The organism is Kitasatospora sp. NPDC048239 (genome assembly GCF_043202015.1).
Taxonomy (GTDB): domain Bacteria; phylum Actinomycetota; class Actinomycetes; order Streptomycetales; family Streptomycetaceae; genus Kitasatospora.
Genome location: NZ_JBICZP010000008.1, coordinates 199,933 through 224,858, shown reverse-complemented (window position 1 = coordinate 224,858; position 24,926 = coordinate 199,933). Strand labels below are relative to the sequence as shown.

Sequence of the window (24,926 nt, the reverse complement as noted above, 5' to 3'; positions counted from 1 at the left end):
GCACGGCTGGAGCGGCGGGCGACTGGAGCAAGGCTGGCGGACCTCCGTACGTGGGAGGGCGGCACCAGCGGAGCACGCCCTCGACCGTCTACAGTGATGTAGACGGTCTACGTGACTGTAGACCAAACCGGGAGGAATCGCCGCCATGCTCGACCTGCCGCCCGATCCGCGGACCGACCCGAGGCCGCACCCGGCGCCCGAGACGGCGCCCGACCCGGCGTCCGACCCGGCCTCCGCCCGCCGACCCGCCGGTGAACTGGAGACGGAGGTGCTGGCCGCCCTCTGGACCGCACGCCACCCGCTGACCCCGCAGGACGTCCAGGCCGCCCTCGGCGGCGGCCTCGCCCGGACCACCGTCGCCACGATCCTCGCCCGGCTGCACGACAAGGGCACCGTGGAACGCACCCGGGCGGGCCGCGCCTACGCCTACACCCCGACCGTCCAGGACCCGGCCGGCCTGGCCGCCCGCCGGATGCACACCGAGCTGGGCCGCGAGCCGGACCGCCCCACCGTGCTGGCCCGCTTCGTCTCCGACCTCTCCAGCGAGGACGAGCGGCTGCTGCGCGAACTCCTCGGCGACGGCCGCGACCACCCCGCCACCTCGTGATCATCGCCGTCTGGGCGCCGCTGCTGCTGCCCTTCCTCGCCGCCCCGCCCGCCCGCCGCCTCGCCGACGCGCTCACCCCCCGGGCCGCCGCCTGGAGCCTGGCCGTCTCCGCCGCGGCCCTGGCCGGCGGCACCCTCTGCTCACTCGGCCTGCTCATGGCCGCCGGCCTCCTCCAGCTCCCCCCGGTCGCCGCCCTCGGCCACCTCTCGCCCCACTGGCTCTCCGCCGCCGCACCCCGGGCCGCGCCGTCGGCGGCACTGGCCGGCCCGGTCCTCGCCGCCCTGGCCGCCCTCACCGCGCGCACCGCCCGCCGGCACCGAAGCGAACTCCGCCGCACCCGCGCCGCCCTGGCCGAGCACCCCACCCCCGCCGCCACGACCGAGCGCCCCACCCGCGCACCAGTGCGCCGGGCGCGCGCCCGACCCCCGTACGCCCTGCGGCAACAGCTCACCCGGGCCCGTGCGCTCCTGCGCCCGACCGAGCACCCCCTCACCGTCCTGGACGACGAACGCGCCGACGCCTTCGCCCTCCCCGGCCGCCTCCGCCGCCCCGGCCACCCCGCCGAACCGGGCCGGATCGTGGTCACCTCCGGCATGCTGCGCGCCCTCGACGCCCCCGAACGGGCCGCCCTGCTCGCCCACGAACGCGCCCACCTCGACGGGCGCCACCACCTCTTCCTCGCCCTCGCCGAGCACGCCGCCACCATCCACCCGGCCCTGCGCCCACTGCGCGGCCCCCTCGCCTACCACCTGGAACGCTGGGCCGACGAGACCGCCGCCGCCCGCATCGGCGACCGGGCCACCACCGCCCGCGCCGTCGGCCGCGCCGCCCTCGCCGCCGGCCGCACCCCCCGCCCGGCCCGCCCGCAGCGGGCCGCCGCCGCCCACACGGGCCCGGTCCCCCGCCGGGTGGCCGCCCTCCTGCACCCCGCCGCCGGCACCGCCCCCCGCCGCCGCGCCGCCGCCCTGGCCCTCACCGCCTGCCTGGCCCTCACCGCCGCCGCCACCCTGGACGCCACCGCCGACCTCCACCACGCCGTCGAGGCCGCCCAGCGCGGGCCCGCCGCCCCCTGACCCCGCCGCGGCACCCGCCCCGCCCCCCGTTCCGACTTGGCGGACCCCATCCCCATCCCCCGGCCGCCCCCGTACTCTTTCGTCAGCGCGCCGACCCCGACGCGCCCTCGAACGGCGGCGAGGAGCAACCCGAGTGCGGCAGACCGGACAGCAGACCCGGCGACCGGAGCGTCGCACCCCGCAGAGCGCGGCGGAGCTGGCCAAGGTCCACGACCGCACCCTGGCCGAGGCCGCCACCCGCAGCGCCGCCCGGGACACCGCCGGCGCCGAGGCCTTCCCCCAGCCCCGCCCCGAGATCGGCGACTCCTGGGCCCGCCTGCGCCGCCTCGGCCTCGACCCCGACGCCGGCGCCGCCGCCGTCCACCTCGGCCCCGCCGAGCTCGAACACCGGCGCCGCACCAGCGGCCTCGACCCGCTGCTCCCCGTCCTGCGCGACACCCTTCTCGACCAGTCCGGCCAGGCCCCGCTGATCCTCGCCATCGCCGACGCCGACGGCCACATCCTCTGGCAGGAGGGCGAGCGCGGCCTGCGCCGCAGCGCCGACCGGATCGGCTTCCTCACCGGCGCCCGCTGGATCGAGGAGAGCGTCGGCACGAACGGCATCGCCGCCGCCCTGCGCGCCCAGCGCCCGATGCAGGTCCACTCCGCCGAGCACTACCTGCGCAGCCACCACTCCTGGACGTGTGTCGCCGCCCCCGTGCACGACCCCGGCACCGGCCGCCTGGTCGGCGCGGTCAACCTCAGCGGCCCGGCCCACCACGTCCAGCCGTACCTGCTGCAGCTGACCGCCACCGCCGCCCGGCTCGCCGAGACCGAGCTGCGCGCCCGCCGCCTGGAGTCCCTGCACCACCTGCGCACCCTGGCCGCCCCGCTGCTGGCCCGGGTGAGCGGCCCGGCCCTGGTGGTGGACGCGGCCGGCTGGACGGCCGCCGCGGCCGGCTTCCCGCCGCCCACCCGGCTGCGGCTGCCCGCCGAGGGCTGGGGCGCGGCCGCGGTGCACTGGCTGCCCGGCCTCGGCGAGTGCGCGATAGAACCGCTCGCCGACGGCTGGCTGGTCCGACCGGTGCAACCCCTGGACCACGGCGACCCGACGGACGGCGGCGCCACCGCCGAGCAGGCGGAGGGCGCCCGGCTCCGGCTCGACCTGCGCCGCCCCGACCGCCCCGAACTGTCCGTCCAGGGCGCGGCCGGCAGCTGGTCCCACACGCTCTCCCCGCGCCACGCCGAGCTGCTGCTCCTGCTCGCCACCGAGCGGGAGGGGCACAGTGCCGCGCAGCTCGCGGACGCGCTGTTCGGGGATCCGGGCAGGACGGTCACGGTGCGCGCCGAGCTCTCCCGGCTGCGCCGCTACCTGGGCGGCCTGCTGGCCCACCGGCCGTATCGTTTCGCCGAGTCGGTACTGGTCACCGTCCTCGGGCCGGACGACCCCTACAACCTGCTGCCGGTCTCCTCGGCCCCGGCGGTCCGCCGGCTGCGCACGGGCCTGGCGGCCGGCACGGTCCGCCTGCCGGGCGCGGTCTCGTTACCCGCCCAGCGGGTGCAGCCGCCGCCCACCCGGGCGCGGGCCGTTCAGCCCCCGGCGAGCAGCGCGGAGAGCTGGGCGTCCGTCGGCCCGTAGGCGCGCTCCGCCTCCTCCGACACCAGCGCGTACGTGCGGTCCAGCCACGCCTGCACCCTGGGCTTGGAGACCTCCAGCAGGGCGCTGCCGTGCGGCGATTCAAGCGCCAGGTGCAACGTCGAACCGTGGCACGGGCAGTACGCCGGCCACAGTTTGACGTCGCCCTGGCCGCTCAACGAGCAGAGGCCGTCCCGCAGTAGGTCGCGGGAGAACACCCAGTCGGCCTCGTCCGGCCGGCCGAGATGGAACGTCAGCAGCACCTCGTACGGGCGCTCGGCGTCGAACCGGAACCTGGTGCGGACCTCGCCGACCACCTCCTCGCCCAACGAGATCCGCAGGGTCAGCACCTCCTCCACCGCCGCCGGAGCGGCGGTGGAGCCTTCCTCATCGCCGCCCGTGGGGGTAGCGGCGAGAGGGGCACTGGAAGGTGCTGACAGCGGGTCGGACGGCATGACGGTCTCTCCGGAACGGCGTGGGATTCCACCACCCTGCGCCACCGCCCGCCTGGCGGGCAAGGGTTGCAAGGAGGTTGCAATAATCCCCGTCGGCGCCGGGCGGCCCTTACCCGGTCTTGTCAGACAGAACGTCAACTTCCTTTTCCCAAAAGGCTTTCCATAAAATCGACCGGTTCTGCGCGAAGACCGGCCGGGTGACCGCCACCCGCTGCTACGCTCAGGCCCCTGCCGGCGCGGACACGCGCGCGTACACCGGCGGACCCGCACGGGCGCTGCCCGGCGGTGGTCCGTCCGTGACGGTGATTCGGGCCCGCCTGTGGTGCGTGGGAGAATACGGCGACTGCGACGGCGACTTCGGGGAGGGGGTCCGGTGGCTCTGCGCGAGGACACCGAGCGGGACGTGCACGGCGAGCAGGCCCGGTGCCACGAGCGGCGCGGCCGGCACGGCAGGCCCAGGCCGTTCGGCGGCCGCCTGCGACTGCCCACCCTCCGGTTCTCCGGCGCCGCGATGGCGATGTCCACCGTCGTCGGCATCAGCATCGCCACCACCCTGCTGCTCAACGAGCAGCAGGGCGTGGGCCGCCGGGCCGGCGTCGCCCGGGTCGGCTCCAGCGCGCCCCCGCCGAGCCCGGCCGCGACCGACCGGGCCGAGGCGGCGGCCGACCACGCCCCCGCCGCGCCAGAGCCACCCGCCCTCCCCGCCGACGCCCCCTCGCCCGGGGCGTCCGCACCCCGCCCGGCCGCCTCCGGCACGCCCACCGCCCGCGCCTCGGCGCCCGCCGTCCCGGCGACGGCCCGCCCCGTGGCCGGCGCCTCCGCGACCGCCCCGCACGCCGGCGGCGACCCGTCCGCCCAGGCGCTCGGCCCCGCCCGGTCCCGGCCCGGCACCGAGCCGCCCGCCGCCTCGCCGACGGCCGGTCCGACCGCGCACACCCAGGCCGTCGACGCCCCACCGGCCGACGCCCCACTGGCCGACACCCCGCTGGCCGGCATCCCTCCCGAACAGCCGACCGCACCGCAGCCGCCCTCCGCCCGCCCGCTCACCGGCGCCCCCGGCACCCCGGTGCCCGACGCACCCGCCGACGCCGCGGAGCCGGGCACCGCGCCCAGGCCCGACAGCCCCAAGCCCGACGCCCCCAAGCCCGACCCCGCCGAGGTCGGCGACTCCGCCCTGACCGGCGCGGCCTTCGTCCAGACGCTCGGCCGCGACGGCACCCGGCACCTGCTCACCCTCACCGTCACCGAGCCGCTCACCGCCCTCCAGGCCGAGTTCCGCCTCGCCCCGGGTGAGGCGGCGGCCGCTCCCGGCACCGCCTGGACCGACCTCTCCGGCGCCGTGGTCACCGCCCACCAGGAGCGCGGCACGCTCGTCTACCGCTTCACCGCCCCGCCCGGCACCGACGTCCGGCCCGGGCAGTACACCTTCGGCGTCCGCGGCACCCGCCCGGCGGCCCCGGCCACGCCCTCCGCCCAGCCCGCACCGTCCGTATCGGCGTCCGCGTCGCCGTCCGCCCGGCCCGCCGGGAGGCCCTGCCGGACGACCCCCGCGGAGACCTGGAACGCCGCCGCCTTCGGCATCCGCCACCCCCGCGCCGTCGCCGCGCTCGGCACCTTCGCACCGACCCGCTGACCCGACCCGCCGACCCGCCCCGGCGGGCCGCGCCGGTCCGCCCGCACCACCCGGCCCGATCCGACAACCCGACAGGTCACGGGCCGTCTCGGGCTCCTCTCAGCAACCCCGTTCGTTACTGTGGGTACCACTCGGCGCGGTGGCACCTCAACGGCCCCGCACACCGCGCCACCGCATCCGAGGAGGATCTCGTGTCCACGGTCCTGACCCAAGGCGGCAACGCCCCGCTGACCGCTGCGCGGGTGACCGTCGAGGTCACCGCGCCCAAGGCGCTGGACGTCTCGGGCCTGCTGCTGACCGACGCCGGAAAGGTCCGCTCGGACGCCGACTTCGTGTTCTTCAACGCCCCCCACGGCCCGGGCGTGACCCACCGCCCCGCCTCCGGCGGCACCCCGGACGCCATCACCATCGACACCGCCGCCGTCCCGGCCGGCATCACCAAGATCGTGGTGACGGCCAGCCCCGACGAGGCGGGCGCGACCTTCGCGGGCATCGAGCCCACCGCCACCGTCCGCGACGCCGACTCCGGCCAGGTGCTGGTCACCTTCACCCCGCCGCAGCTCGGCCGCGAGACCGCGCTGATCGTGGTCGAGGTCTACCAGCGCGGCGGCGCCTGGAAGGTCCGCGCGGTCGGCCAGGGCTACGCCAACGGCCTGGCCGGCATCGCCACCGACTTCGGCGTCACCGTCGAGGACGAGCCCGCCCCCGCGGCGGCCGCCCCCGTCCAGGCCCCGGTCGCACCGCCCGCACCGGCCCCGGTCGCGCCGCCCGTCCCGCCCGCGCCCCCGGCCCAGGCCCCGCCGGCCCCGCAGTTCGCTCCCCCGGCCCCGCCCGCGCCGCCCGCCGAGGCCCCCGCGCCGTCCCTCACCAAGGTCACCCTGGACAAGGGCCGGGTCAGCCTCACCAAGGGCGGCTCGGTCTCGCTGGAGAAGAACGGCAAGCCCTTCCTCTCCTCCATCCGGATGGGCCTCGGCTGGGAGCCCGCCGGCCGCGGCCGCAACATCGACCTCGACGCCTCCTGCATCGCCTTCGACGCCAAGCGCGAGAAGCTCGACACCGCCTGGTTCATGAAGCTCGGCATCTTCAACGGCGCCATCGCCCACTCCGGTGACAACCTCACCGGCGAGGGCGGCGGGGACGACGAGTCGATCACCGTCCACCTCAACGGCCTGCCGCCCGAGGTCTGCGGCCTGGTGTTCGTGGTGAACTCCTTCTCCGGCCAGAAGTTCACCGACGTCAAGAACGCCTACTGCCGCCTGGTGGACGCGGGTTCCGGGCAGGAGCTGGTCCGCTTCGACCTCACCCAGTCCGAGGCCCACACCGGCGTGGTGATGTGCAAGCTGGTCCGCCAGTTCTCCGGCGAGTGGGTGATGACGGCGATCGGCGAGTACGTCGACGCCAAGACCGCCCGCGCCATGGTCAAGCCCGCCTCCTCGATGCTCTGACCCTCCGGGTGCCCGGGCCCACCGCCCGGGCACCCGAAAACGGCTGGTCACCCGGCCGACCGGCCTGGCATCCTGTCCGGATGCTGATCAGGGAAGCCACCCCCGGGGACTGGCCGGCCGTCTGGCCGTTCTTCCACGCCATCGCCGCCGCCGGCGAGACGTTCACCTACCCGCTCGACCTGAGCTTCGAGCAGGGTCGTGACTGGTGGCTCCTCCCGGCCCCGAGCCGCACCGTGGTGGCGGTCGACGAGGACGGCACCGTCCTCGGCAGCGCCAAGATGAACCGCAACCACCAGGGCAACGGCTCGCACATCGCGAGCGCCAGCTACATGGTCGACCCGGCGCACTCCGGCCGGGGCGTCGGGCGTGCCCTGACCGAGTACACCCTGGACTGGGCCCGGGCGGCGGGCTTCCGCGCCATGCAGTTCAACGCGGTGGTGGCCTCCAACGAGCGCGCGGTGAAGCTGTACCGGTCGCTCGGCTTCGAGATCCTGGGCACCCTCCCCGAGGGCTTCCACCACCCCGTCCACGGCTACGTCGGCCTGCACGTCATGCACCGCGCGCTCTGAACCCCCGGGGCCCGCCCGCTACTCCTCGATCGCGCCGCCGACGCGCCGCAGATGCCGCCGGAAGCTGTACGAGGGATCGGCGGCCCGCCGCTCCAGGTACTCGTCGAACGCGGTCTGCCGGCGCAGCGTGTCGCCGGAGCGGATCCGCTCGGCCTGCGCCCGCTCGGTCCGCGCGATCCCGGCGGCCGTCTCCAGCACCTCGTCGAGCCGCGCGACCGGGACGAACAGCACACCGTCCGCGTCGGCGAACACGACGTCGTCCGCGCCGACCGCGTGCGGCCCGAACCGGGCCTCGGTCAGCGCCTTCGGCTCCCGCTCGTCGAGCCGCATCGGGCCGAGCGGCAGAGCCCCGTAGCTGAACACCGGCAGCCCGATCTCCACCAGCTCCGGGGTGTCCCGGTGCAGCCCCCACACCACCAGCGCGGCCACCCCGGCGGCCCGCGCCTCCAGCACGGCCAGGTCCCCGACGCACGCCTCGTCGACCCGCCCGCCGTTGTCGACGACCAGCACGTCCCCGGGCCCGGCCGCACCGTACGCCTCCAGGAAGACGTCCACGCTCCCGTAGTGCCGCACCGGCAGCACCCGCCCCGCGACCCGCTGCCCCGCCACCACCGCACGGATCCCCGCCGGCGCCGCCCGCAGCTCCACCCCCGACCGCACGCACGCGTCCGCCACCAACGGCGTCGACAGCTCCGCGAAGGCCTTCAGCACCACAGCCACCTGCCCAACTCGTCGTGATCCGACCACAGTTCACCAGTGCCGCGATCCTAGGGCGGCCGACACGCTCACACCCTCGAGTGAAAACCGGCCGTGCACGGCATATCTCACCGAAACCCTCGCTAGCGTGACTCACACCTGAAGGAGCTCGTCGACCGCGAGAAGTCCCAGGTCAGCATCTTCAGCAGGCCGCTGCGCGACGAGTACACCGAGGTCCACCTCGCGCCCTTCGGCCAACCGCTCGAACTGCCCGCCCCCTTCGGCTTCGAGCTGGACACCAAGCCCTTCCTGTAGCCCGGCCCGGCACGACGAACGGCCCGCACCCCCCTTCCACAAGGGGTGCGGGCCGTTCGCGTTACGGGGGCCTCAGCCGCGCGTCGCCATGGCGCGCAGGAAGAAGGTCAGGTTGGCCGGGCGCTCGGCGAGCCGGCGCATGAAGTAGCCGTACCACTCCTGGCCGTAGGGCAGGTACACCCGCATGGTGTTGCCCTCGGCCGCCAGCCGCAGCTGCTCCTCGGGGCGGATGCCGTAGAGCATCTGGTACTCGAAGGAGTCGCGCTTGCGGCCGTTCCACTGGGCGAGCTGGCCGGCGATCTTGATCATGTTGGGGTCGTGCGAGGCGATCATCGGGTAGCCCTCGCCGGCCATCAGGACCTTCAGCGCGCGGACGTAGGCGAGGTCGACCTCGTGCTTGCCCTGGAAGGCGACCGACTCGGGCTCCTTGTAGGCGCCCTTGCACAGCCGCACCCGCGAACCGGCGCCGGCGAACTCGCGGCAGTCGGCCTCGGTGCGGCGCAGGTAGGCCTGGAGCACGACGCCCAGCCACGGGAAGTCGGCCCGCAGCTCCCGCGCGATGGCGAGGGTGGAGTCGGTGGTGGTGTGGTCCTCCATGTCGAGGGTCACCGTGGTGCCGGCGTCCGCCGCGGCGGCACAGATCCGGCGGGCGTTCTCCAGGGCGATCTTCTCGCCGTCCACCGGGAGGAACTGGCCGACGGCCGAGAGCTTGACCGAGACCTCGGCGCCGACCGCGAGGCCGGTGTCCTTGAGGGCGGCCAGGAGGTGCTCGTAGGCCTCGGCGGTGCCGGCGGCCTGGGTGGCGTCCTGGGTGTCCTCGCCGAGGTGGTCCAGGGTGACCTTGCGGCCGGTGGCGACCAGGTCGTCGCAGGCCGTGACGGCGTCGTCGAGGGCCTCGCCGGCGACGAAGCGCTCGACTATGGCGTGCGTCGGCGGGAACTTCTCGACGACGGTGCGGACCTGCGGGGAGCGGGAGGCCGCGAGGAGGGCGGAACGGAGCATCGTGACTCCTGGAGCTGGTGCTTCTAAGGGTGGCAGAAAACGGGCGGCGGACCGGGGGTAGGGTCCGCCGCCCGGGTGCGCCCGGCTGCGGGGCCGGGCGCGGTGGGGCACTCAGCCCATGTGCGGGTAGCGGTAGTCCGTCGGCGGGACGAAGGTCTCCTTGACCGAGCGGGTCGAGGTCCAGCGCGCCAGGTTCTGCTTGGCACCGGCCTTGTCGTTGGTGCCCGAGGCCCGGCCGCCGCCGAAGGGCTGCTGGCCGACCACCGCGCCGGTCGGCTTGTCGTTGATGTAGAAGTTGCCGGCCGCGAAGCGCAGCTTGTGCATCGCGTCCTGGGCCGCGGCGCGGTCCTGGGCGATGATCGCGCCGGTCAGGCCGTACGGCGAGGCCGACTCCATCTGCGCCAGCATCTCCTCGTACTTCTCGTCCTCGTACACCAGGACGGCGAGGATCGGGCCGAAGTACTCGTCCCGGAAGTACTCGCTCTCCGGGTCCTCGCAGACCAGCACGGTCGGGCGGACGAAGTAGCCCACCGAGTCGTCGTACGTGCCGCCGGCCAGCACCTCGACCTTCGGGTCCGCCTGGGCCCGGTCGATGGCGGCCTTGTTCTTGGCGAACGAGCGCTCGTCGATGACGGCGGACATGAAGTTCGACAGGTCGGTGACGTCGCCCATGGTCAGGCCCTCGACCTCGTCGCGGAACGCGTCCTTCAGACCGGCCCAGAGCGAGGCGGGGACGTACGCCCGGGACAGCGCCGAACACTTCTGGCCCTGGAACTCGAAGGCGCCGCGGGTCATCGCGGTCTTGAGCACGGCCGGGTCGGCGGACGGGTGGGCGACCAGGAAGTCCTTGCCGCCGGTCTCGCCGACGATCCGCGGGTAGGTGCGGTAGCCGGCGATGTTCTCGCCGACCGAGCGCCACAGGTGCTGGAAGGTCGCGGTCGAGCCGGTGAAGTGGATGCCGGCCAGCGACGGGTGCTTCAGCGCCACGGCGGAGACGTCCAGGCCGTCACCGGTCACCATGTTGATGACGCCCTTGGGCAGCCCGGCCTCCTCCAGCAGCTGCATCAGCAGGTGCGCGGAGAACTGCTGGGTCGGGGAGGGCTTCCACAGCACCACGTTGCCCATCAGCGCCGGCGCGGTCGGCAGGTTGCCGGCGATGGCGGTGAAGTTGAACGGGGTGATCGCGTAGACGAAGCCCTCCAGCGGGCGGTGGTCGCTGCGGTTCCACACGCCGTCCGAGGAGATCGGCTGCTCGGCCATGATCTGCCGGGCGAAGTGCACGTTGAAGCGCAGGAAGTCGACCAGCTCGCAGGGGGTGTCGATCTCGGCCTGCTGGGCGGTCTTGGACTGGCCGAGCATGGTGGCGGCGGCCAGGGTCTCGCGCCAGGGGCCGGCCAGCAGGTCGGCGGCCTTGAGGAAGATCGCGGCCCGGGAGTCGAAGGAGAGCGCCTGCCAGGCCGGGGCTGCGGCCAGGGCAGTGTCGATGGCGTCCTGCGCGTCGGCCTGGGTGGCGTTGCGCAGGGTGCCGAGCCTCGCCGCGTGGTTGTGCGGCTGGACGACGTGGATCTCGGTGCCGGCGCCCATGCGGCGCTCACCGTTGATCGTCATGGTCAGCTGGACCGGCTCCTGGCCGCCCAGCTCCTTCAGCTTCGCCTCCAGGCGGGCCCGTTCGGGGCTGCCGGGGGCGTAGCTGTGGACCGGCTCGTTCACCGGCGCGGGGACCTGGGTCACAGCATCCATGAGCGCACGCTCTCCTTCGGTTCATGGGGGATGCCGACGTGGGTCGCACGTCGGCCACAGGACGAACGCTATTCCTGCACCGGGGGCCACATGATTGGCCGGGCGGCTAAAGTCATCCGTACGGCGTTGTCCGGGCCGACGAAGGGATTACGGCGCGGTCACGGCCGCCGCCCCCCACACCCTCCCGGCCGGGCCGTCCCGCCCGCACCCTCCCGGCCGCCACCCCGTGCCCCGCCCGTCCGCCGCAGCCCCTCCCGGCTTCGTCCACAGCACTGAATCGCCCCCACGGCGTTGTCCGGGCGGATGAAGGAAGGCCGCATGTCCCAGCCCCCGGGCCTCCCGCTCCGACAGCTGCTGATGTCCCTCGGCGAGCCGCTGGTCGAACTCCAGGCCGCGCCGCAGGGCTTGGACGTCCCGGTGCGCGACGTCGCGATCCTCGACCCGGAGGATCCGCCGACCGCCGCCCCCGGCGAGCTGGTCCTCGCCATCGGCGCCCGCGGCCGGGCCGCCCTCCCGGCGCTGCGCGCGGCCGGCCGGTCCCGCGCGGCGGCGGTCGCCGTCAAGCTCGACGGCCCCGGACAGGCCGACGCGCTGCGCGAGGCGGCCACCGAGGCCGGCGTCGCCCTGCTCTCGGTCCGCCGGGAGACCCGCTGGGAGCACCTGGACTCGCTCGCCCGCGCGATCATCGCCGGACCGGACGCCCCGGACGCGCCGGGCGCCCCCGAGCACAACGCCGGCGACCTCTTCTCCCTCGCCCAGACCGTCGCGGTCCTCACCAGCGGCATCGTCTCGATCGAGGACACCTCCAGCCGGGTGCTGGCCTACTCCCGCTCCTCCGACTCCGACGAGGTGGACGACCTCCGCCGGCTCTCCATCCTCGGCTGGCAGGGCCCCGAGCCGTACCTGTCGAAGCTCCGCGAGTGGGGCATCTTCCAGCACCTGCGCAGCTCGGACGCCCCGATCGCGGTCGATCCGCACCCGGAGCTCGGCCTGCGCCGTCGGCTGGCGATCGGCATCCGGGCCGGGGCGCAGCCGCTCGGCACCATCTGGGTGCAGGAGGGCGCCCAGCCGCTCGCCCCGCTGGCCGAGCAGGCCCTGGTCGGTGCGGCCCGGGTGGCCGCCGCGCAGCTGGTGCGCCGGCGCCGGGAGCTGTCGGCGGACGTCCGGCTGACCCGCACCCTGCTCACCGGCCTGCTGGAGGGCTCGACCGGCCCGCAGTCGCTCGCCACCCACCTGGGCCTGGACCTGCGCCGCCCGGCGACCGTCCTGGCGTACAGCGCGCACACCACCGAGGCGCTCGCCCGGGCCGACGTGACCGGCCTGATCTCGGTGCACACGGCCGCCCGGCACCGCAGCGCGCTGCTCGCGCCGATCGACTCCCGGGTGTACGTGCTGCTGCCCGAGCTGCCCGCCGGGCTGCCGATGACCACCGTCCGCGACTGGGCCCACGAGGTGGTCGAGGCGGCCCGGGACCACCTGGGGATCCCGCTGCGCGCGGCGATCGGCTCGACGGTGGACGCTCTGGCCCAGGTGCCCGACTCCCGGGCGCAGGCGGACCGGATCCTGGACGCGATGGGCCGCGGCGGGGTGGATCTGGAGGTCGCCGCGCTGATCGACGTCCAGGCGGAGGTGCTGGTCAGCGAGATGCTGGCGCTGCTGCAGGAGCGGGCCGGGCTGCGCGACCCCCGGCTGACGGCGCTGGCCGCGTACGACCGGCGGCACGGCACCCGGCTGGCCGAGTCGGTGCTGGCCTGGCTGGACGCGCTGGGCGAGGTGCGGGTCGCCGCGGACGCCCTGCACATCCACCCCAACACCCTGCGCTACCGGGTGCGCCGGGCCGAGCAGCTGACCGGTATCGACCTGTCCCAGCCGCAGCAGCGGCTGCTGGCCATGCTCCAGCTGCGGCTGCCGGAGGACTGAGCCGCCGGGCCAAGGCACGGCCCGGACGGCGGAGGACGGCGGAGGAGACGGCGGAGAGGGGCCCGCCGAAGCGGGCCCCTCCCCTGCGTGCCTGGCGGCGACCGCGTGTGCCTGGCGGCGACGGATCAGGCGCCGTAGCCCTGGCCGCGCTTGTGCTCGTTCAGGCGGTGCCAAGGACCGGTGATGGCCAGCTGGATGCCCGGGACCTGGATGTTGGCGAACAGCGTCTTGCCGTCGTCCGAGAAGGTGACGCCGGTGAACTCGCTGAACTCGGGCTTCTCGGCGGTGCCGATGTTGAGGTCGTTGCGGGCGATCGGGTAGACCAGACCGTCCTCGGTGGCGCCGAACAGGTGCGAGACACCCTCGCCGTCCTCGGCGATCACGATGCCGCCGTAGGGCGAGACGGTGATGTTGTCCGGGCCGTCGTAGTTGTCGTGGTCGCCGAAGACGTCGGTGTTGACGCCGAGCAGCACCTTCAGGGTGATGGTGCGGCGGACCGGGTTGAAGAACCAGACCTGGCCGTCGTGCTGGAGCGGGCTCTCCGAGCGGGCGAAGCTGGAGACGAAGTAGAAGCCGCCGTCGCCCCACCACATGCCCTCGAGCTTGCGGGCGCGGGTGACCTCGCCGTCCTTGAACTGCTTGCGGACGGAGACGGTCCTGGCGTCGCGGTCCTGGACCTTGACCCAGTCCACGCCGTACGTGGTGCCGACCTTGGTGGCGCGCGACAGGTCGTCGATGAACTTGCCCTGCGCGTCGAACACCTTGAAGGCCTCGAGCACGCCGGCGTCGTCGGCGAGCTTGCGCAGCTGGTAGCGGCCGTGCTTGAAGCCGGCCGGCGGGGTCCAGCGGAACAGCAGGCCGTTCGGGTTGGAGGCGTCCTCGGTCAGGTAGACCTGGCCGCGCTTGGGGTCGACCACGACGGCCTCGTGCGCGTAGCGCCCGAACGCCTTCACCGGCTGCGGGTTCTGGTTGTACTCGTCGTCGAACGGGTCGACCTCGAAGATGTAGCCGTGGTCCTTGGTGAAGCCGTTCTTGCCGGCCTTGTCCTCGGTCTCCTCGCCGGACAGCCAGGTGCCCCACGGGCTCACGCCACCGGCGCAGTTGGTGGAGGTACCGGCGATGCCGACCCACTGCTCGACCTTGCCGTTGGCCTTGGCGTGCACGATGGTGCAGCCGCCGGCCGCGCCCGGGTCGTAGACGTGGCCCTCGATCAGCGGCACGGGGTGCGGCCAGTTGGCGCGGGCGCCGCTCAGCTCGTGGTTGACGACCAGCAGGTTGCCGCCGCGCTCGTCCTCGAAGGCCGAGGTGCCGTCGTGGTTGCTCGGGGTGAACTCGCCGGTGCGCAGCTTGGTGACACCGGTCCGGTTCACGACCGTGTACTTGAAGCCCTTGGGCAGCGACAGCAGGTTCTCCGGGTCCTTCACCAGAGCGCCGTAGCCGACGGCGGCACGCTCGGCGTCGGCGGTGGTGGCGTCCTGCACCTCGCCGCCGACCGGGGCGGCGATCGCGCCCGGGGCGCTGGCCAGCGCCTCGGCGCTGCCGGCGATCAGCACACCGGCCCCGACGAGGGTGGAACGGTTGACGAAGTCCCGGCGGGACAGCGACATGGCAGTCACTCCTGAGAGGTGGGCCGCCGACCGGGGCGGGGCCCGGCGCGTGGCGTGCGAGGTGTCGAGGGAGGTGTCCGACGCCCAGCAGACTCCGCCCGTCCGGTGAACGCACGGTGAAGCGGACACCTCGTCAGGGTGGTCATTTGCCGACCGTATTCGAACTCATGACTTCCTCTTTGCCGTCCTCCGACAACCCGGGCCGCCCGCGGGGCCCGCTCACCTCCCGCTGCGCGCCGCCCGCCACTGCTCCCAGGCCGACAGCCACAGCTGCTCGCCGAGCCGGTGCTCCTCCCAGCCGGAGCCGCCCGGCCGGTCGCGCCAGAGCTGCTCCCAGGCCCGCTGCGCCGGCAGGCTCGCCACCTCGCTGGCGAACACGGTGTACCGGATGACCTCCTCGACGGCGGCCGCGCCCTCCGGGGTGCCGACCACCCACTGGGTCTGCCGGGAGAGCCGGTTGAGGTGGTTCACCATCGTCGTCACCGCGGCCACCGCCTCCTCCCGGGTCTCCGAGGCGAGCCGCATCTGCTGGCGGACGGCGGCCTCCCAGCGCAGCAGGCCGGTCTCCCCGCGCAGGGCTCGCGGCAGCCGGGGCGTGCGCCCGGCCCGGACCTGCGCCTCCATCGCGGCGGACTCGGCGATGGTCTGGTGGATCACCTCGCGGTGCGCCTCCAGCCCGACGGCGGGGGTGAGCTCGCGCTCCTCGACCGGGATGCTCCGGCCGCGCCGGGCGGCGAGCCGGCGCAGCAGGTCGGTCCGGCCGAGCAGGTACCGCTCGAAGTCGCCGATCCGGGCCAGCTCGACGGCGCCGGGCGGCACGCCCCGCCCGCAGACGACGACGGTCAGTCCGTCCACCCACAGGCGGCCCGCCCAGACCGGGCCCGATCCGGACGCGGTGGCGTCGGGCCCGGCCCAGAGGGCGCGCCGGTCCTCGTGGACCTCCACCGCGCGGGGCTCGCCGTCCACGGTGATCCACTCGCGCAGCGCCCGGACCCGGCCGGGGCAGTCGCCCTCGTCGATGCCCAGTTGTTCGTAGACCCGGTCGCGCTCGTCCTCGACCACGTCCTCCAGCTCGGGCAGCGGGTCCTGGTACTCGGTGCCGGGCCGGTAGGTGCGGACGGTGATGTACGGGCCGGCGGGGGAGGTCCAGTCGCCGGAGCGGACCTCCACCCAGCGCAGCTCGCCGTTGGCGGTCTCGAACGCGGCCAGCGCGTCGCCGTCCGGGTCCGCCCCCTCCACGCCGTACACCGGGAAGTCCGCCGCGGCGAGGGTCCGGCGGGAGAACTCCTCCTGTTCGGCGAGCCGGTCGTCGAGTCGGCCCTCCTCCCGGAGACCCCCGCGGCGGGGGGCCTTTCGCCGGAGTTCGTCCTGCTCCTGGGGCCTGCCGTCGCTCTCCCGCACCATCCTGTGCCGCACCCCCGAGTACTCGCCGTGCCCTGCCGCGCTCGCGCCGCCTGCGGGAAACGATACGTGGACGGGACCTGCCGGGTCATCAGCTCCTCCCGGCCGGACGACGGATCGGGCCTTCCGGGTTCGTGTCAGCACGGGTGTTTGTCAGTCACCCTTCCTACGCTGTCGGGCATGACAGCACACCAGGACTTCCCGGCCCGCCTCAGCATCGTCACCCTCGGGGTGGCCGACCTCGACCGCAGCACCCGCTTCTACGAGGACCTCGGGTGGCGGCGGTCCTCCGCCTCCAGCCCGGAGATCGTCTGGTTCCGGACGGCCGACTCGGTGCTCGGCCTCTTCCCGCACGACGAGCTGGCCGCCGACGCGGGCGTGCCCGGCGGCGGCGAGCCGTCCTTCCGGGGCGTCACCCTCGCGGTGAACCTGGAGTCGCCCGAGCTGGTGGACGCCGCCCTGAAGACCGCCGTCGACGCCGGCGCCACGGTGGTGAAGCCGCCGACCGCGACCAGCTGGGGCGGCTACTCCGGCTACTTCGAGGATCCGGACGGCCACCTCTGGGAGCTGGCCCACAACCCGTTCTTCCCCTTCACCGAGGACGGCTCGCTGGACCTTCCGTAACGACCGGCCGCCACGGCCGACGCCACGACCGGCCGCGGCGACGTTCCGCCACGACCGGCCGCAGCGCCCGCCCGCTGCCTGCCCTGCCTGCCCCCTGCCGCCCCTTCGCTACCCCTTCGACCGTGCCTTGAAGGCCGCCTTGCGCGCCTCCTTGGCGACGGTCCGGTCCAGGTGCAGCTCGCCGACCGCCTCCAGCACGTCCGCCGTGTACGGGTGGTCCACCCGCCAGAGCTCGCCGAAGTAGCTCGCCGGGTTGTCCGTCACCGGCAGCCCGGTGATCAGCTCGCGCAGCAGCTCGGCGTCACCGCCGGTGTCGAGCAGCTGGGCGGCGAAGGTGTCGACCACCGTCCACAGCGCCATCGACCGCTCCGGCGCGGGTACGTCGGCCGCGTCGACGGAGGTCAGCCAGGCCCGCACGCCCCCGCCCAGCTCCGGGTCGTCCAGCACCTCCCGGGCGGCGGGCTCGGCCTCCGGCCCGATCATGCCCAGCGCCAGCTGGCAGAGCATCCGCCGCATCGGGGCGTACGCGTCATGGCCGCGCGCCGCCTCCAGCAGCTCGCGCGCCGCCGCCACGGGCTCCCGGCCGGTGACCCAGGCCAGCAGCTCCTGCTCGGGCAGCACATTGGTCGCCTCGCAGATCCCGCGGAGCAGGTCCGCGGCGTCGCCCTGGGCCAGCTCGCCGACCAGCGGGGCGTCGTAGCCGTCCTCCAGCAGCCACTGCCGGATCCCGTACTGGCCGAGCGGGGTCAGCCGGACCAGGCCGAAGCGGGCGGACTCCTCCTCATCCAGCGGCTCCTCCCCGAGCGCGGCCTCGGCGGGCGCCTCGCCCTCCTCCTCGTCGAACAGCTCCGGGTCGATCGGGCGGTAGTCCAGCAGGCCCAGCTCGGCGAGGTCCCCGAGCATCGGGTCCAGGGTGACCATCACATCGGTGATGTCGCCGAGCAGCTCCTCGCTCGGCTCCTCGCCCTCCGGGACGACCAGCAGCGCGGCCAGCACCCCCAGCGGCACGGTCTCGGTACCGGGCTCGGCAAAGGCGGTGGTCTCGTACAGCACCTGCAGCGCCTCGTCGAGCAGCTCGGCGGCCGCCTCCCGGGCCTCCTCGACCTCGGCCAGCCGCTCCTCGTCCTCCTCGCCGTCCTCGGGGCCCTCGCCCTCCGCCTCGTCGGGCAGCGAGTCCGCCTCCACGGCCAGCTCCCGGACGATCCCGGCGGCCGTCAGCCACAGCTCCAGGACGGTCTCCGCGTCCCCCTGCTCGGCGGGCTCCAGGTCGGGACCGGGGATGGCCACGTGTTCGCCGGCCGCCGTGGTGCCGATCTCGATCAGGTCCAGGTCGCAGGCCAGCGACCAGGCCCGCATCGCCTCGACCACGGCCTCCTCCGGCGCCTCGCCCTCCTCGGGGGCCAGGCCGAGCAGCCGCGCGGCGGGCGCCCGGTCCGGGCCGGTGAGGTCCCCGAGCTCGTCCACCGGGCGGTGCGGGGCGGTCCAGCGGGCGAGCTGCAGCGCGTACCCCAGCATCGGTACGGCCTTCGCCTGGGCGGCCAGCTCGTCCTCGGACGGCAGCCGCACCGGGGGTACCAGCACGGCGGAGTCGTCGAGGTCGTCGTCGTCCAGCCCGTGCGCGGCGAACGCCCCGTACAGGTCCTGCAGCTCCAGGTCGGCCGGGAGCACCGCCTCGGCCGCCCCCTCGGCGGGTCCGCCCGCCGAATCGGCCCCAGCGTTCTTTCGACGTCGTCCGGCCATCGTTGCGCGTTCTCCCTACAGCGAGCGGTCAGCCGACCGGTCCGCGGAGCATCGGCTCCGTGTAACCGGTCTATTACCTCAGCGTATAGGCCGGGCACCCTCGATGCCCGGCCTCCAGGGGCGCGCGCCGCAACCGTGCGCCCACCCCTTATCCTTCGAAATGGTGCCGTGCACACCCCGCGCGGGCCACCGGGCAATGACGCCCCCTTTCCCTCCTCTCCCGGGCACCGGGCCGGAGGGGCCCCACGCTCACCTGCTCCACCAGGGAGTCCCGCACCGAGGCCACCACCACAGCGCCGCAGGACGGGCGCATCGGCACACCCCGCCGACCCCGGTGGTGCCCGGCCACAGGAGACCCCTGCCATGGCGGACCTCTCCCCTGCCGGCTCCGGCCTGCGCACCGCGCAGTTCGACGGACGCCGACTGTCGGAGGCCCTGCTTCCCCTGGAGCTCGCGCCCCGCGCCCAGCTCCAGCTCGCCGCGATCAGCCGCTGGAACGCGCTGCGCGGCATCCGCGTCGGCCTGGTGGCCGCCGCCCTGCTGTTCATGCTGGTCGGAGCCAACCTGGCGACCCCGATCTACCCGCTGCTCCAGCAGCGGCTGGCCCTCGGCCCGTTCGACACCACGCTGCTGTTCACCGTCTACGTGTTCGCGCTGGTCCCGGTGCTCGCCGTGGTCGGCCACTGGTCGGACCACCTCGGCCGGCGCGCCCTGATCCTGCCGGCCGTGGCGCTGGCCGCCGCCGGGGACGTGGTGTTCGCCACCGCGGGGAGCTTCTGGCAGCTGGCGCTCGGCCGGGCCGTCCAGGGCATCGCGGTCGGCCTGTCCACCGGCGCCGCCGGAGCGGCGCTGGGCGATCTGCTGCCGGACCGCCCGACCCTGGCCGCCAAGCTCACCCTGGCCTGTTCGGCGGGCGGCGTCGCCCTCGGCCCGGTGGTCGGCGCCCTGCTGGCCGGCGGCTCGGACCCGCTGCTGACGCCCTTCCTGCTGCACGCCGTCGCCCTGCTGGCGCTCTGTGTGCCGCTGGCCCTGGTCCACCCCCGGATGCCCGGCCGCAACCGCCCGCCGGCCGCCCCGCCGCGCATCACCACCCCGGCCCACCTGCGCCCGCAGCGCCTCGCCCTGCCGGCCACCGGCCGCCGCGAGTTCCTGCTCGCGTCCGGGGCCGGCTTCGTCTCCTACGCGGTCTTCGGCGTCTACCTGAGCCTGGCCCCGGCCTTCTCGGCCAAGGTGCTGCACAGCGACTCCCGGCTGACCGGCGCGGTGGTGGCGGCCCTGCTGCTCGGCTCGTCCGCGGCCGCCCAGCTGCTCGTCCCGCCGACCGCCGACCGCCTGGTCATCGCGCTCGGCATGGCCGGCCTCGCCTCCGGCCTCGCCCTGGTCATCACCGCCCAGTACACCGGCACCGCCGCTCTGCTGTTCATCGGCAGCGTCCTCGGCGGCGCTTGCCAGGGCGTCGCCTTCCGGTCCCTGTTCACCTCCGCCGTCGCCGCGATGAACCCCGAGCGCCGGGGCTCCGAGCTGAGCTCCCTGTGGGTCATCGTCTACCTCGGCTCCTCGCTGCCCATCGTCGGCGTCGGCGCCCTCGTCCAGCACTACGGCCTGCTCCCGGCCACCAGCGGGTTCGCCGCCCTGGCCGCCCTCGCCTGCGTGGCCCTGGCCGTCGCCGTAGCCCGCTCCCCCAAGCGCGCCTGACCGCCGCGAACGCCGCTGCCCGGTACGGACCTCCGTACCGGGCAGCGGCGTTCGCGGGCTCAACTCGCCCAGGGCTTCCACGTGTCCGGGTGGATCTCGAACCCGAACGGTTCGGGCGGCTTCACCAGCTCACCGAACGACCGTTCGCCGAGCACCGCGCAACTCCCCTCGGCCTTGTTCGGCAAGATCCACCGCCCGGACACGACGACAGAGGGCATGCCCCGACCTCGCCGCCCGCTCGCAGACAGACCACTGCCGCGCGAGCACTTCCCCCGAAGGGGAGACTCGCGCGGCAGCGGGTTGACGGTCGACCGGTCTCAGACGTTGAAGCCGAGCGCGCGGAGCTGGTCGCGGCCGTCGTCGGTGATCTTGTCCGGGCCCCACGGCGGCATCCAGACCCAGTTGATGCGCAGGTCCTGGACGAGGCCGTCGGTGGCCGTCTTGGCCTGGTCCTCGATGACGTCGGTCAGCGGGCAGGCCGCCGAGGTGAGCGTCATGTCGATGGTCGCCACGTCGGACTCGTCGATGTGGATGCCGTAGATCAGGCCCAGGTTGACGACGTCGATGCCCAGCTCGGGGTCGACGACGTCCATCAGGGCCTCGGTCAGGTCCTCGACGGAGACGGTGCCGGCGGTGGTGCCGACGATGACGGTCGGACCGCCCTCAGCGGAAGGGGCGGGCGTCTCGGTGTCACTCATGTGTCTGTCCTCCTCTTCTGCTTCAGTCGTTGACGGCGGGGTGCTCGGCGAGCGCCTTGGCGGTGGCGTCCTTCCAAGCCATCCAGCTCAGCAGCGCGCACTTGACCCGGGCCGGGTACTTGGAGACGCCGGCGAACGCGACCGCGTCCTCCAGCACCTCCTCGTCGCCCTCGCCCTGGCCCTTGCTCTGCATCAGCTCCAGGAAGGCCTCCTGGACGGCCTGCGCGTCGCCGACGCTCTTGCCGACCACCAGGTCGTTCAGCACCGAGGCGCTGGCCTGGCTGATCGAACAGCCCTGGGACTCGTACGAGACGTCCGCGACCGTGGCGCCGTCGAGCCGCACCCGCAGGGTGATCTCGTCGCCACACGTCGGGTTGACGTGGTGCACCTCGGCGTCACCGGGCCGCAGTCCCTTGCCGTGGGGGTTGCGGTAGTGGTCCAGGATGATGTCCTGGTACATCGAGTCGAGCTTCATGTCGTGGGCCGTCCTGTCAGCCGAAGAAGTTCCGGACGTGGTGGAGCCCGTCGATCAGGGCGTCCACCTCACCGGGCGTCGAGTACAGGTAGAACGACGCCCGCGTGGTCGCCGGAATTCCGTACCGCAGGCAGACCGGCCGTGCGCAGTGGTGTCCGACGCGCACGGCGATGCCCTGCTCGTCCAGCACCTGGCCCACGTCGTGCGGGTGGATGTCTCCCAGCGTGAACGAGATCGCCGCACCGCGGTCCACGGCCGTGCGCGGGCCGATGATCCGCAGGTCCGGGACCTCCAGCAGCCGCTCGACCGCGTACTCGGTGATCGCGTGCTCGTGCGCGGCGATCCGGTCCATGCCGATGGCCGACAGGTAGTCGATGGCCGCACCGAGACCGACCGCCTGGGCGATCGGCGGGGTGCCGGCCTCGAACTTGTGCGGCGCCGGGGCGTAGGTGGACGAGCCCATCGTGACGGTCTCGATCATCTCGCCGCCGCCGAGGAACGGCGGGAGGTCCTCCAGCAGCTCCTGGCGGCCCCAGAGCACGCCGATGCCGGTCGGCGCCAGCATCTTGTGGCCGGTGAAGGCGACGAAGTCCGCCTCCAGCGCTTGCACGTCCAGCACCATGTGCGGCGCGGCCTGCGAGGCGTCGATGACGACCAGCGCGCCGACCGACTGGGCCTTGCGGACGATGGCCTCGACCGGGTTGACCGTGCCGAGCAGGTTGGAGACCAGCGTGAACGAGACGACCTTGGTCTTCTCGGTGATCAGCTCGTCGATGTTGGACAGGTCGAGCCGGCCCTCGTCGGTCAGCCCGAACCACTTCAGCTTCGCGCCGGTGCGCTGCGAGAGCAGCTGCCACGGGACGATGTTGGAGTGGTGCTCCATCTCCGTGATGACGATCTCGGACTCGGCGTCGACCCGGTACGGCTCGTCCGCCCAGGTCAGCATGTTGGCGACCAGGTTGAGCGACTCCGAGGCGTTCTTGGTGAAGACCACCTCGTTGCGGCTCGGCGCGTTGATGAAGGCCGCGACCTTGTCACGGGCGCCCTCGTAGAGCGCCGTGGCCTCCTCGGCGAGCACGTGCACGCCGCGGTGGACGTTGGAGTTGTGCCGCTCGTAGTAGGCGTTCAGGGCTTCCAGCACCTGGCGCGGCTTCTGCGAGGTCGCCGCGTTGTCCAGGTAGACCAGCGGCTTGTCGTCGTGCAGCAGCCGCTGCAGGACGGGGAAGTCCTTGCGGATCGCATCGGTGTCGAGCAGGCCCGACAGAACCGCCGACTCGTGAGTATGGGTCACTCGGAAGCGCCGCCCTTCACGTAGGACTCGTAGCCCTCGTTCTCCAGCTTGTCGGCCAGCTCGGCACCGCCGGACTCGACGATGCGGCCGGCCGCGAAGACGTGGACGTAGTCGGGCTTGATGTACCGCAGGATGCGGGTGTAGTGGGTCACCAGCAGGGTGCCGACCTCGCCGGTCGAGCGGACCCGGTTGATGCCCTCGGAGACGATGCGCAGCGCGTCGACGTCCAGGCCGGAGTCGGTCTCGTCGAGGATCGCGATCTTCGGCTTGAGCAGCTCCAGCTGGAGGATCTCGTGGCGCTTCTTCTCGCCGCCGGAGAAGCCCTCGTTGACGTTGCGCTCGGCGAACGCCGGGTCCATCTGAAGGGCGGCCATCGCCTCCTTGACCTCCTTCACCCACAGCCGCAGCTTGGGGGCGTCGCCGCGGACGGCGGTGGCGGCGGTGCGCAGGAAGTTGGAGACCGAGACACCGGGGACCTCGACCGGGTACTGCATGGCCAGGAAGACGCCGGCCCGGGCGCGCTCGTCGACGGACATCTCCAGGACGTCCTCGCCGTCCAGCAGTACCGAGCCGCCGGTGACGGTGTACTTCGGGTGGCCGGCCAGCGAGTAGGCCAGGGTGGACTTGCCGGAGCCGTTCGGACCCATGATCGCGTGGGTCTCGCCCTGCTTCACGGTCAGGTCGACGCCCTTCAGGATCTCCCGGGGGCCGTTCTCGGCCTCGACGGAGACGTGCAGGTCGCGGATTTCAAGGGTTGCCATGTGTACTCAGGACTCCTGGTTGACGGAGACGAGCACATCGTCCCCTTCGATCTTTACGGGGTAGACAGCGACCGGCTTGGTGGCGGGCAGGCCGGAGGGCTTGCCGGTGCGCAGGTCGAAGCTGGAGCCGTGCAGCCAGCACTCGATCATGCAGTCCTCGACCTCGCCCTCGGAGAGGGAGACGTTCGCGTGCGAGCAGGTGTCGTTGATCGCGAACACCCCCTCGTCGGTGCGCACGACGGAGACCGGCACGCCGTTGAGGTCGACGCGCCGGGGCACGTCCTCGGCCAGCTCGCTCAGCGCGCAGGCACGGAGAAAACTCATCAGACCGCCGCTTCCAGCTCGGCCTCGATCTTCTCCATCAGGTGGTCCTGGATCTCGGCGACGCCGATCTGCTGGACCAGCTCGGCGAAGAAGCCGCGGACCACCAGGCGGCGGGCCTCGTCGGCCGGGATGCCGCGGGCCTGCAGGTAGAAGAGCTGCTCGTCGTCGAAGCGGCCGGTCGCCGAGGCGTGGCCGGCGCCGACGATCTCGCCGGTCTCGATCTCCAGGTTCGGGATGGAGTCCACCCGGGCGCCGTCGGTGAGCACCAGGTTGCGGTTGAGCTCGTAGGTGTCGGTGCCCTCGGCGGCGGCGCGGATCAGCACGTCGCCGACCCAGACCGCGTGCGCGTCCTTGCCCTGCAGCGCGCCCTTGTAGACCACGTTGGAGCGGCAGTGCGGGGTGTCGTGGTCGATGACCAGACGGTGCTCCAGGTGCTGGCCGGCGTCGGCGAAGTAGAGGCCGAAGAGCTCGGCCTCGCCGCCCGGTCCGGCGTAGGAGATCCGCGGGTGGATGCGGACGACGTCGCCGCCGAAGCTGACGACCACGGACTTCAGCGAGGCGTCCCGGCCGACCAGGGCGGTCTGCTGGGCCACGTGCACCGCGTCCCGGTCCCAGTCCTGGACGGAGACGAAGGTCAGCTTGGCGCCGTCGCCGACCAGCAGCTCGACGTTGGCGGCCCGGGTGCCGGTACCGGTGTGGTTGATCACCACGACGGCCTCGGCGAACGGCTTGACGTCGACCACCACGTGGGCGAAGCGGGTGCCGCCCTCGCCGTGCACGTCGATCTTGACCGGCTCGGTGAGCACCGTCTCCTTGGGGACGGTGACCACGAGCGCCTGCTCGAAGGCGCTGAAGGCCTGGGCGGCGACCCGGTCGACCGGCTTGCCGGCCTTGCCCAGGCGGGCGTCGTCGCGGCCGACGGTCTCGGCGGTGACGCCGTCCGGCAGGCTCAGCTCGACCTTGTCCTCGCCCTTCTCGGCCTCGGCGGCGGTGCCGTCGTGCAGGCCGCCGAGACGGTGCAGCGGGGTGAACCGCCAGTCCTCCTCGCGCCCGGTCGGCACCGGGAAGTCGCCCACCTCGAAGGAGGGCTTGACCGCGACCCGGGCGTCGATCGGCTGCTGGACGGTGGCGCGGCCGGTGCCGGGGCCGGCGAGCTGCGCGCCCGCGCCGGCGGTACCGACCTCGATCGAACCGGCGGTGGTGGAGCCGGTGGGGGTGTTGACGTCAGCCATGGCTGTCG

23 protein-coding genes are annotated in these 24,926 nt (G+C 73.9%); 9 read left to right on the top strand and 14 right to left on the bottom strand.

All coding sequences use genetic code 11. From position 1 onward, the window contains the following. The first annotated feature begins 145 nt into the window (after positions 1–145). The 3 genes from ACGFZP_RS23055 to ACGFZP_RS23045 all read left to right on the top strand — a co-directional run bounded on the left by ACGFZP_RS23055 (position 146) and on the right by ACGFZP_RS23045 (position 3,298). Positions 146–607, top strand: coding sequence for a BlaI/MecI/CopY family transcriptional regulator (locus ACGFZP_RS23055; RefSeq protein ID WP_392935984.1), 462 nt, complete (start codon positions 146–148; stop codon positions 605–607). Next, positions 604–1,680 (top strand): M48 family metalloprotease, encoded by a 1,077-nt coding sequence (locus ACGFZP_RS23050; protein WP_392935981.1) that lies wholly within the window; start codon positions 604–606, stop codon positions 1,678–1,680. Before ACGFZP_RS23055 ends, ACGFZP_RS23050 begins: the two co-directional genes overlap by 4 nt. Before the next feature lie 133 nt (positions 1,681–1,813). After that, a complete protein-coding gene (locus ACGFZP_RS23045) occupies positions 1,814–3,298 on the top strand; it encodes a GAF domain-containing protein (protein ID WP_392935978.1) in 1,485 nt (494 codons plus the stop codon). Here ACGFZP_RS23045 and ACGFZP_RS23040 read toward each other — a convergent pair. After that, positions 3,250–3,750 (bottom strand): SsgA family sporulation/cell division regulator, encoded by a 501-nt coding sequence (locus ACGFZP_RS23040; protein WP_392935977.1) that lies wholly within the window; start codon positions 3,748–3,750, stop codon positions 3,250–3,252. The genes ACGFZP_RS23045 and ACGFZP_RS23040 overlap by 49 nt on opposite strands. Before the next feature lie 373 nt (positions 3,751–4,123). On the opposite strand from ACGFZP_RS23040, the gene ACGFZP_RS23035 reads away from it, so the two are divergent. From ACGFZP_RS23035 to ACGFZP_RS23025, 3 genes are all read left to right on the top strand, one after another. After that, entirely contained in the window at positions 4,124–5,383 is a 1,260-nt protein-coding gene (locus ACGFZP_RS23035; RefSeq protein ID WP_392935975.1) for a hypothetical protein, read from the top strand. A 203-nt stretch (positions 5,384–5,586) separates the two neighbouring features. Then, positions 5,587–6,828 (top strand): TerD family protein, encoded by a 1,242-nt coding sequence (locus tag ACGFZP_RS23030; RefSeq protein ID WP_392936344.1) that lies wholly within the window; start codon positions 5,587–5,589, stop codon positions 6,826–6,828. 80 nt (positions 6,829–6,908) lie between these two features. After that, positions 6,909–7,397, top strand: a complete 489-nt coding sequence (locus ACGFZP_RS23025; protein WP_392935972.1) for a GNAT family N-acetyltransferase — start codon at positions 6,909–6,911, stop codon at positions 7,395–7,397. Between the two features lie 18 nt (positions 7,398–7,415). On the opposite strand, the gene ACGFZP_RS23020 is transcribed toward ACGFZP_RS23025, so the two are convergent. The 3 genes from ACGFZP_RS23020 to pruA form a co-directional block, all read right to left on the bottom strand. Beyond that, positions 7,416–8,108 carry an RraA family protein gene (locus ACGFZP_RS23020; protein ID WP_392936342.1) on the bottom strand — a complete coding sequence of 231 codons (693 nt, stop codon included), beginning with the start codon at positions 8,106–8,108 and terminating at the stop codon, positions 7,416–7,418. Positions 8,109–8,480: 372 nt separating this feature from the next. Continuing rightward, positions 8,481–9,410: a proline dehydrogenase family protein gene (locus tag ACGFZP_RS23015; protein WP_392935970.1), complete on the bottom strand. Its 930-nt coding sequence runs from the start codon at positions 9,408–9,410 to the stop codon at positions 8,481–8,483. Between the two features lie 111 nt (positions 9,411–9,521). Next, entirely contained in the window at positions 9,522–11,150 is a 1,629-nt protein-coding gene (gene pruA, locus ACGFZP_RS23010; RefSeq protein WP_392935967.1) for an L-glutamate gamma-semialdehyde dehydrogenase, read from the bottom strand. A gap of 318 nt (positions 11,151–11,468) precedes the next feature. Between pruA and ACGFZP_RS23005 the strand changes: the two genes are divergently transcribed. Beyond that, positions 11,469–13,070: a PucR family transcriptional regulator gene (locus ACGFZP_RS23005; protein ID WP_392935965.1), complete on the top strand. Its 1,602-nt coding sequence runs from the start codon at positions 11,469–11,471 to the stop codon at positions 13,068–13,070. Positions 13,071–13,195: 125 nt separating this feature from the next. Here the strand turns inward: ACGFZP_RS23005 and ACGFZP_RS23000 are convergent, their stop codons facing one another. Together ACGFZP_RS23000 and ACGFZP_RS22995 are read right to left on the bottom strand one after the other, a co-directional pair. After that, positions 13,196–14,677, bottom strand: coding sequence for an alkaline phosphatase PhoX (locus ACGFZP_RS23000; RefSeq protein WP_392935963.1), 1,482 nt, complete (start codon positions 14,675–14,677; stop codon positions 13,196–13,198). Positions 14,678–14,896: 219 nt separating this feature from the next. Then, positions 14,897–16,081, bottom strand: a complete 1,185-nt coding sequence (locus ACGFZP_RS22995; protein ID WP_392935961.1) for a hypothetical protein — start codon at positions 16,079–16,081, stop codon at positions 14,897–14,899. Between the two features lie 177 nt (positions 16,082–16,258). Between ACGFZP_RS22995 and ACGFZP_RS22990 the strand changes: the two genes are divergently transcribed. Next, positions 16,259–16,702, top strand: a complete 444-nt coding sequence (locus ACGFZP_RS22990) for a VOC family protein (RefSeq protein ID WP_392935958.1) — start codon at positions 16,259–16,261, stop codon at positions 16,700–16,702. Between the two features lie 108 nt (positions 16,703–16,810). Here ACGFZP_RS22990 and ACGFZP_RS22985 read toward each other — a convergent pair whose 3' ends face one another. After that, positions 16,811–18,442, bottom strand: a complete 1,632-nt coding sequence (locus ACGFZP_RS22985; RefSeq protein ID WP_392935956.1) for a hypothetical protein — start codon at positions 18,440–18,442, stop codon at positions 16,811–16,813. 363 nt (positions 18,443–18,805) lie between these two features. On the opposite strand from ACGFZP_RS22985, the gene ACGFZP_RS22980 reads away from it, so the two are divergent. Next, positions 18,806–20,137, top strand: coding sequence for an MFS transporter (locus tag ACGFZP_RS22980; RefSeq protein WP_392935954.1), 1,332 nt, complete (start codon positions 18,806–18,808; stop codon positions 20,135–20,137). 59 nt (positions 20,138–20,196) lie between these two features. Here ACGFZP_RS22980 and ACGFZP_RS22975 read toward each other — a convergent pair whose 3' ends face one another. The 7 genes from ACGFZP_RS22975 to sufD form a co-directional block, all read right to left on the bottom strand. Beyond that, a complete protein-coding gene (locus tag ACGFZP_RS22975; RefSeq protein WP_392935951.1) occupies positions 20,197–20,355 on the bottom strand; it encodes a hypothetical protein in 159 nt (52 codons plus the stop codon). A gap of 99 nt (positions 20,356–20,454) precedes the next feature. Then, positions 20,455–20,835, bottom strand: coding sequence for a metal-sulfur cluster assembly factor (locus ACGFZP_RS22970; protein ID WP_387941597.1), 381 nt, complete (start codon positions 20,833–20,835; stop codon positions 20,455–20,457). 22 nt (positions 20,836–20,857) lie between these two features. Next, on the bottom strand, positions 20,858–21,310 hold the full coding sequence (gene sufU, locus ACGFZP_RS22965) for a Fe-S cluster assembly sulfur transfer protein SufU (protein ID WP_392935948.1): 453 nt from the start codon (positions 21,308–21,310) through the stop codon (positions 20,858–20,860). 16 nt (positions 21,311–21,326) lie between these two features. Continuing rightward, positions 21,327–22,574: a cysteine desulfurase gene (locus ACGFZP_RS22960; protein WP_392936339.1), complete on the bottom strand. Its 1,248-nt coding sequence runs from the start codon at positions 22,572–22,574 to the stop codon at positions 21,327–21,329. A 23-nt stretch (positions 22,575–22,597) separates the two neighbouring features. Continuing rightward, positions 22,598–23,362 carry a Fe-S cluster assembly ATPase SufC gene (gene sufC / locus ACGFZP_RS22955; protein ID WP_392935946.1) on the bottom strand — a complete coding sequence of 255 codons (765 nt, stop codon included), beginning with the start codon at positions 23,360–23,362 and terminating at the stop codon, positions 22,598–22,600. Between the two features lie 6 nt (positions 23,363–23,368). Next, complete coding sequence (locus ACGFZP_RS22950) at positions 23,369–23,686, bottom strand: bifunctional 3-phenylpropionate/cinnamic acid dioxygenase ferredoxin subunit (protein ID WP_209411713.1); 318 nt, start codon at positions 23,684–23,686, stop codon at positions 23,369–23,371. Further along, positions 23,686–24,918, bottom strand: a complete 1,233-nt coding sequence (sufD, locus tag ACGFZP_RS22945) for a Fe-S cluster assembly protein SufD (protein WP_392935943.1) — start codon at positions 24,916–24,918, stop codon at positions 23,686–23,688. Before sufD ends, ACGFZP_RS22950 begins: the two co-directional genes overlap by 1 nt. Positions 24,919–24,926: the final 8 nt, after the last annotated feature.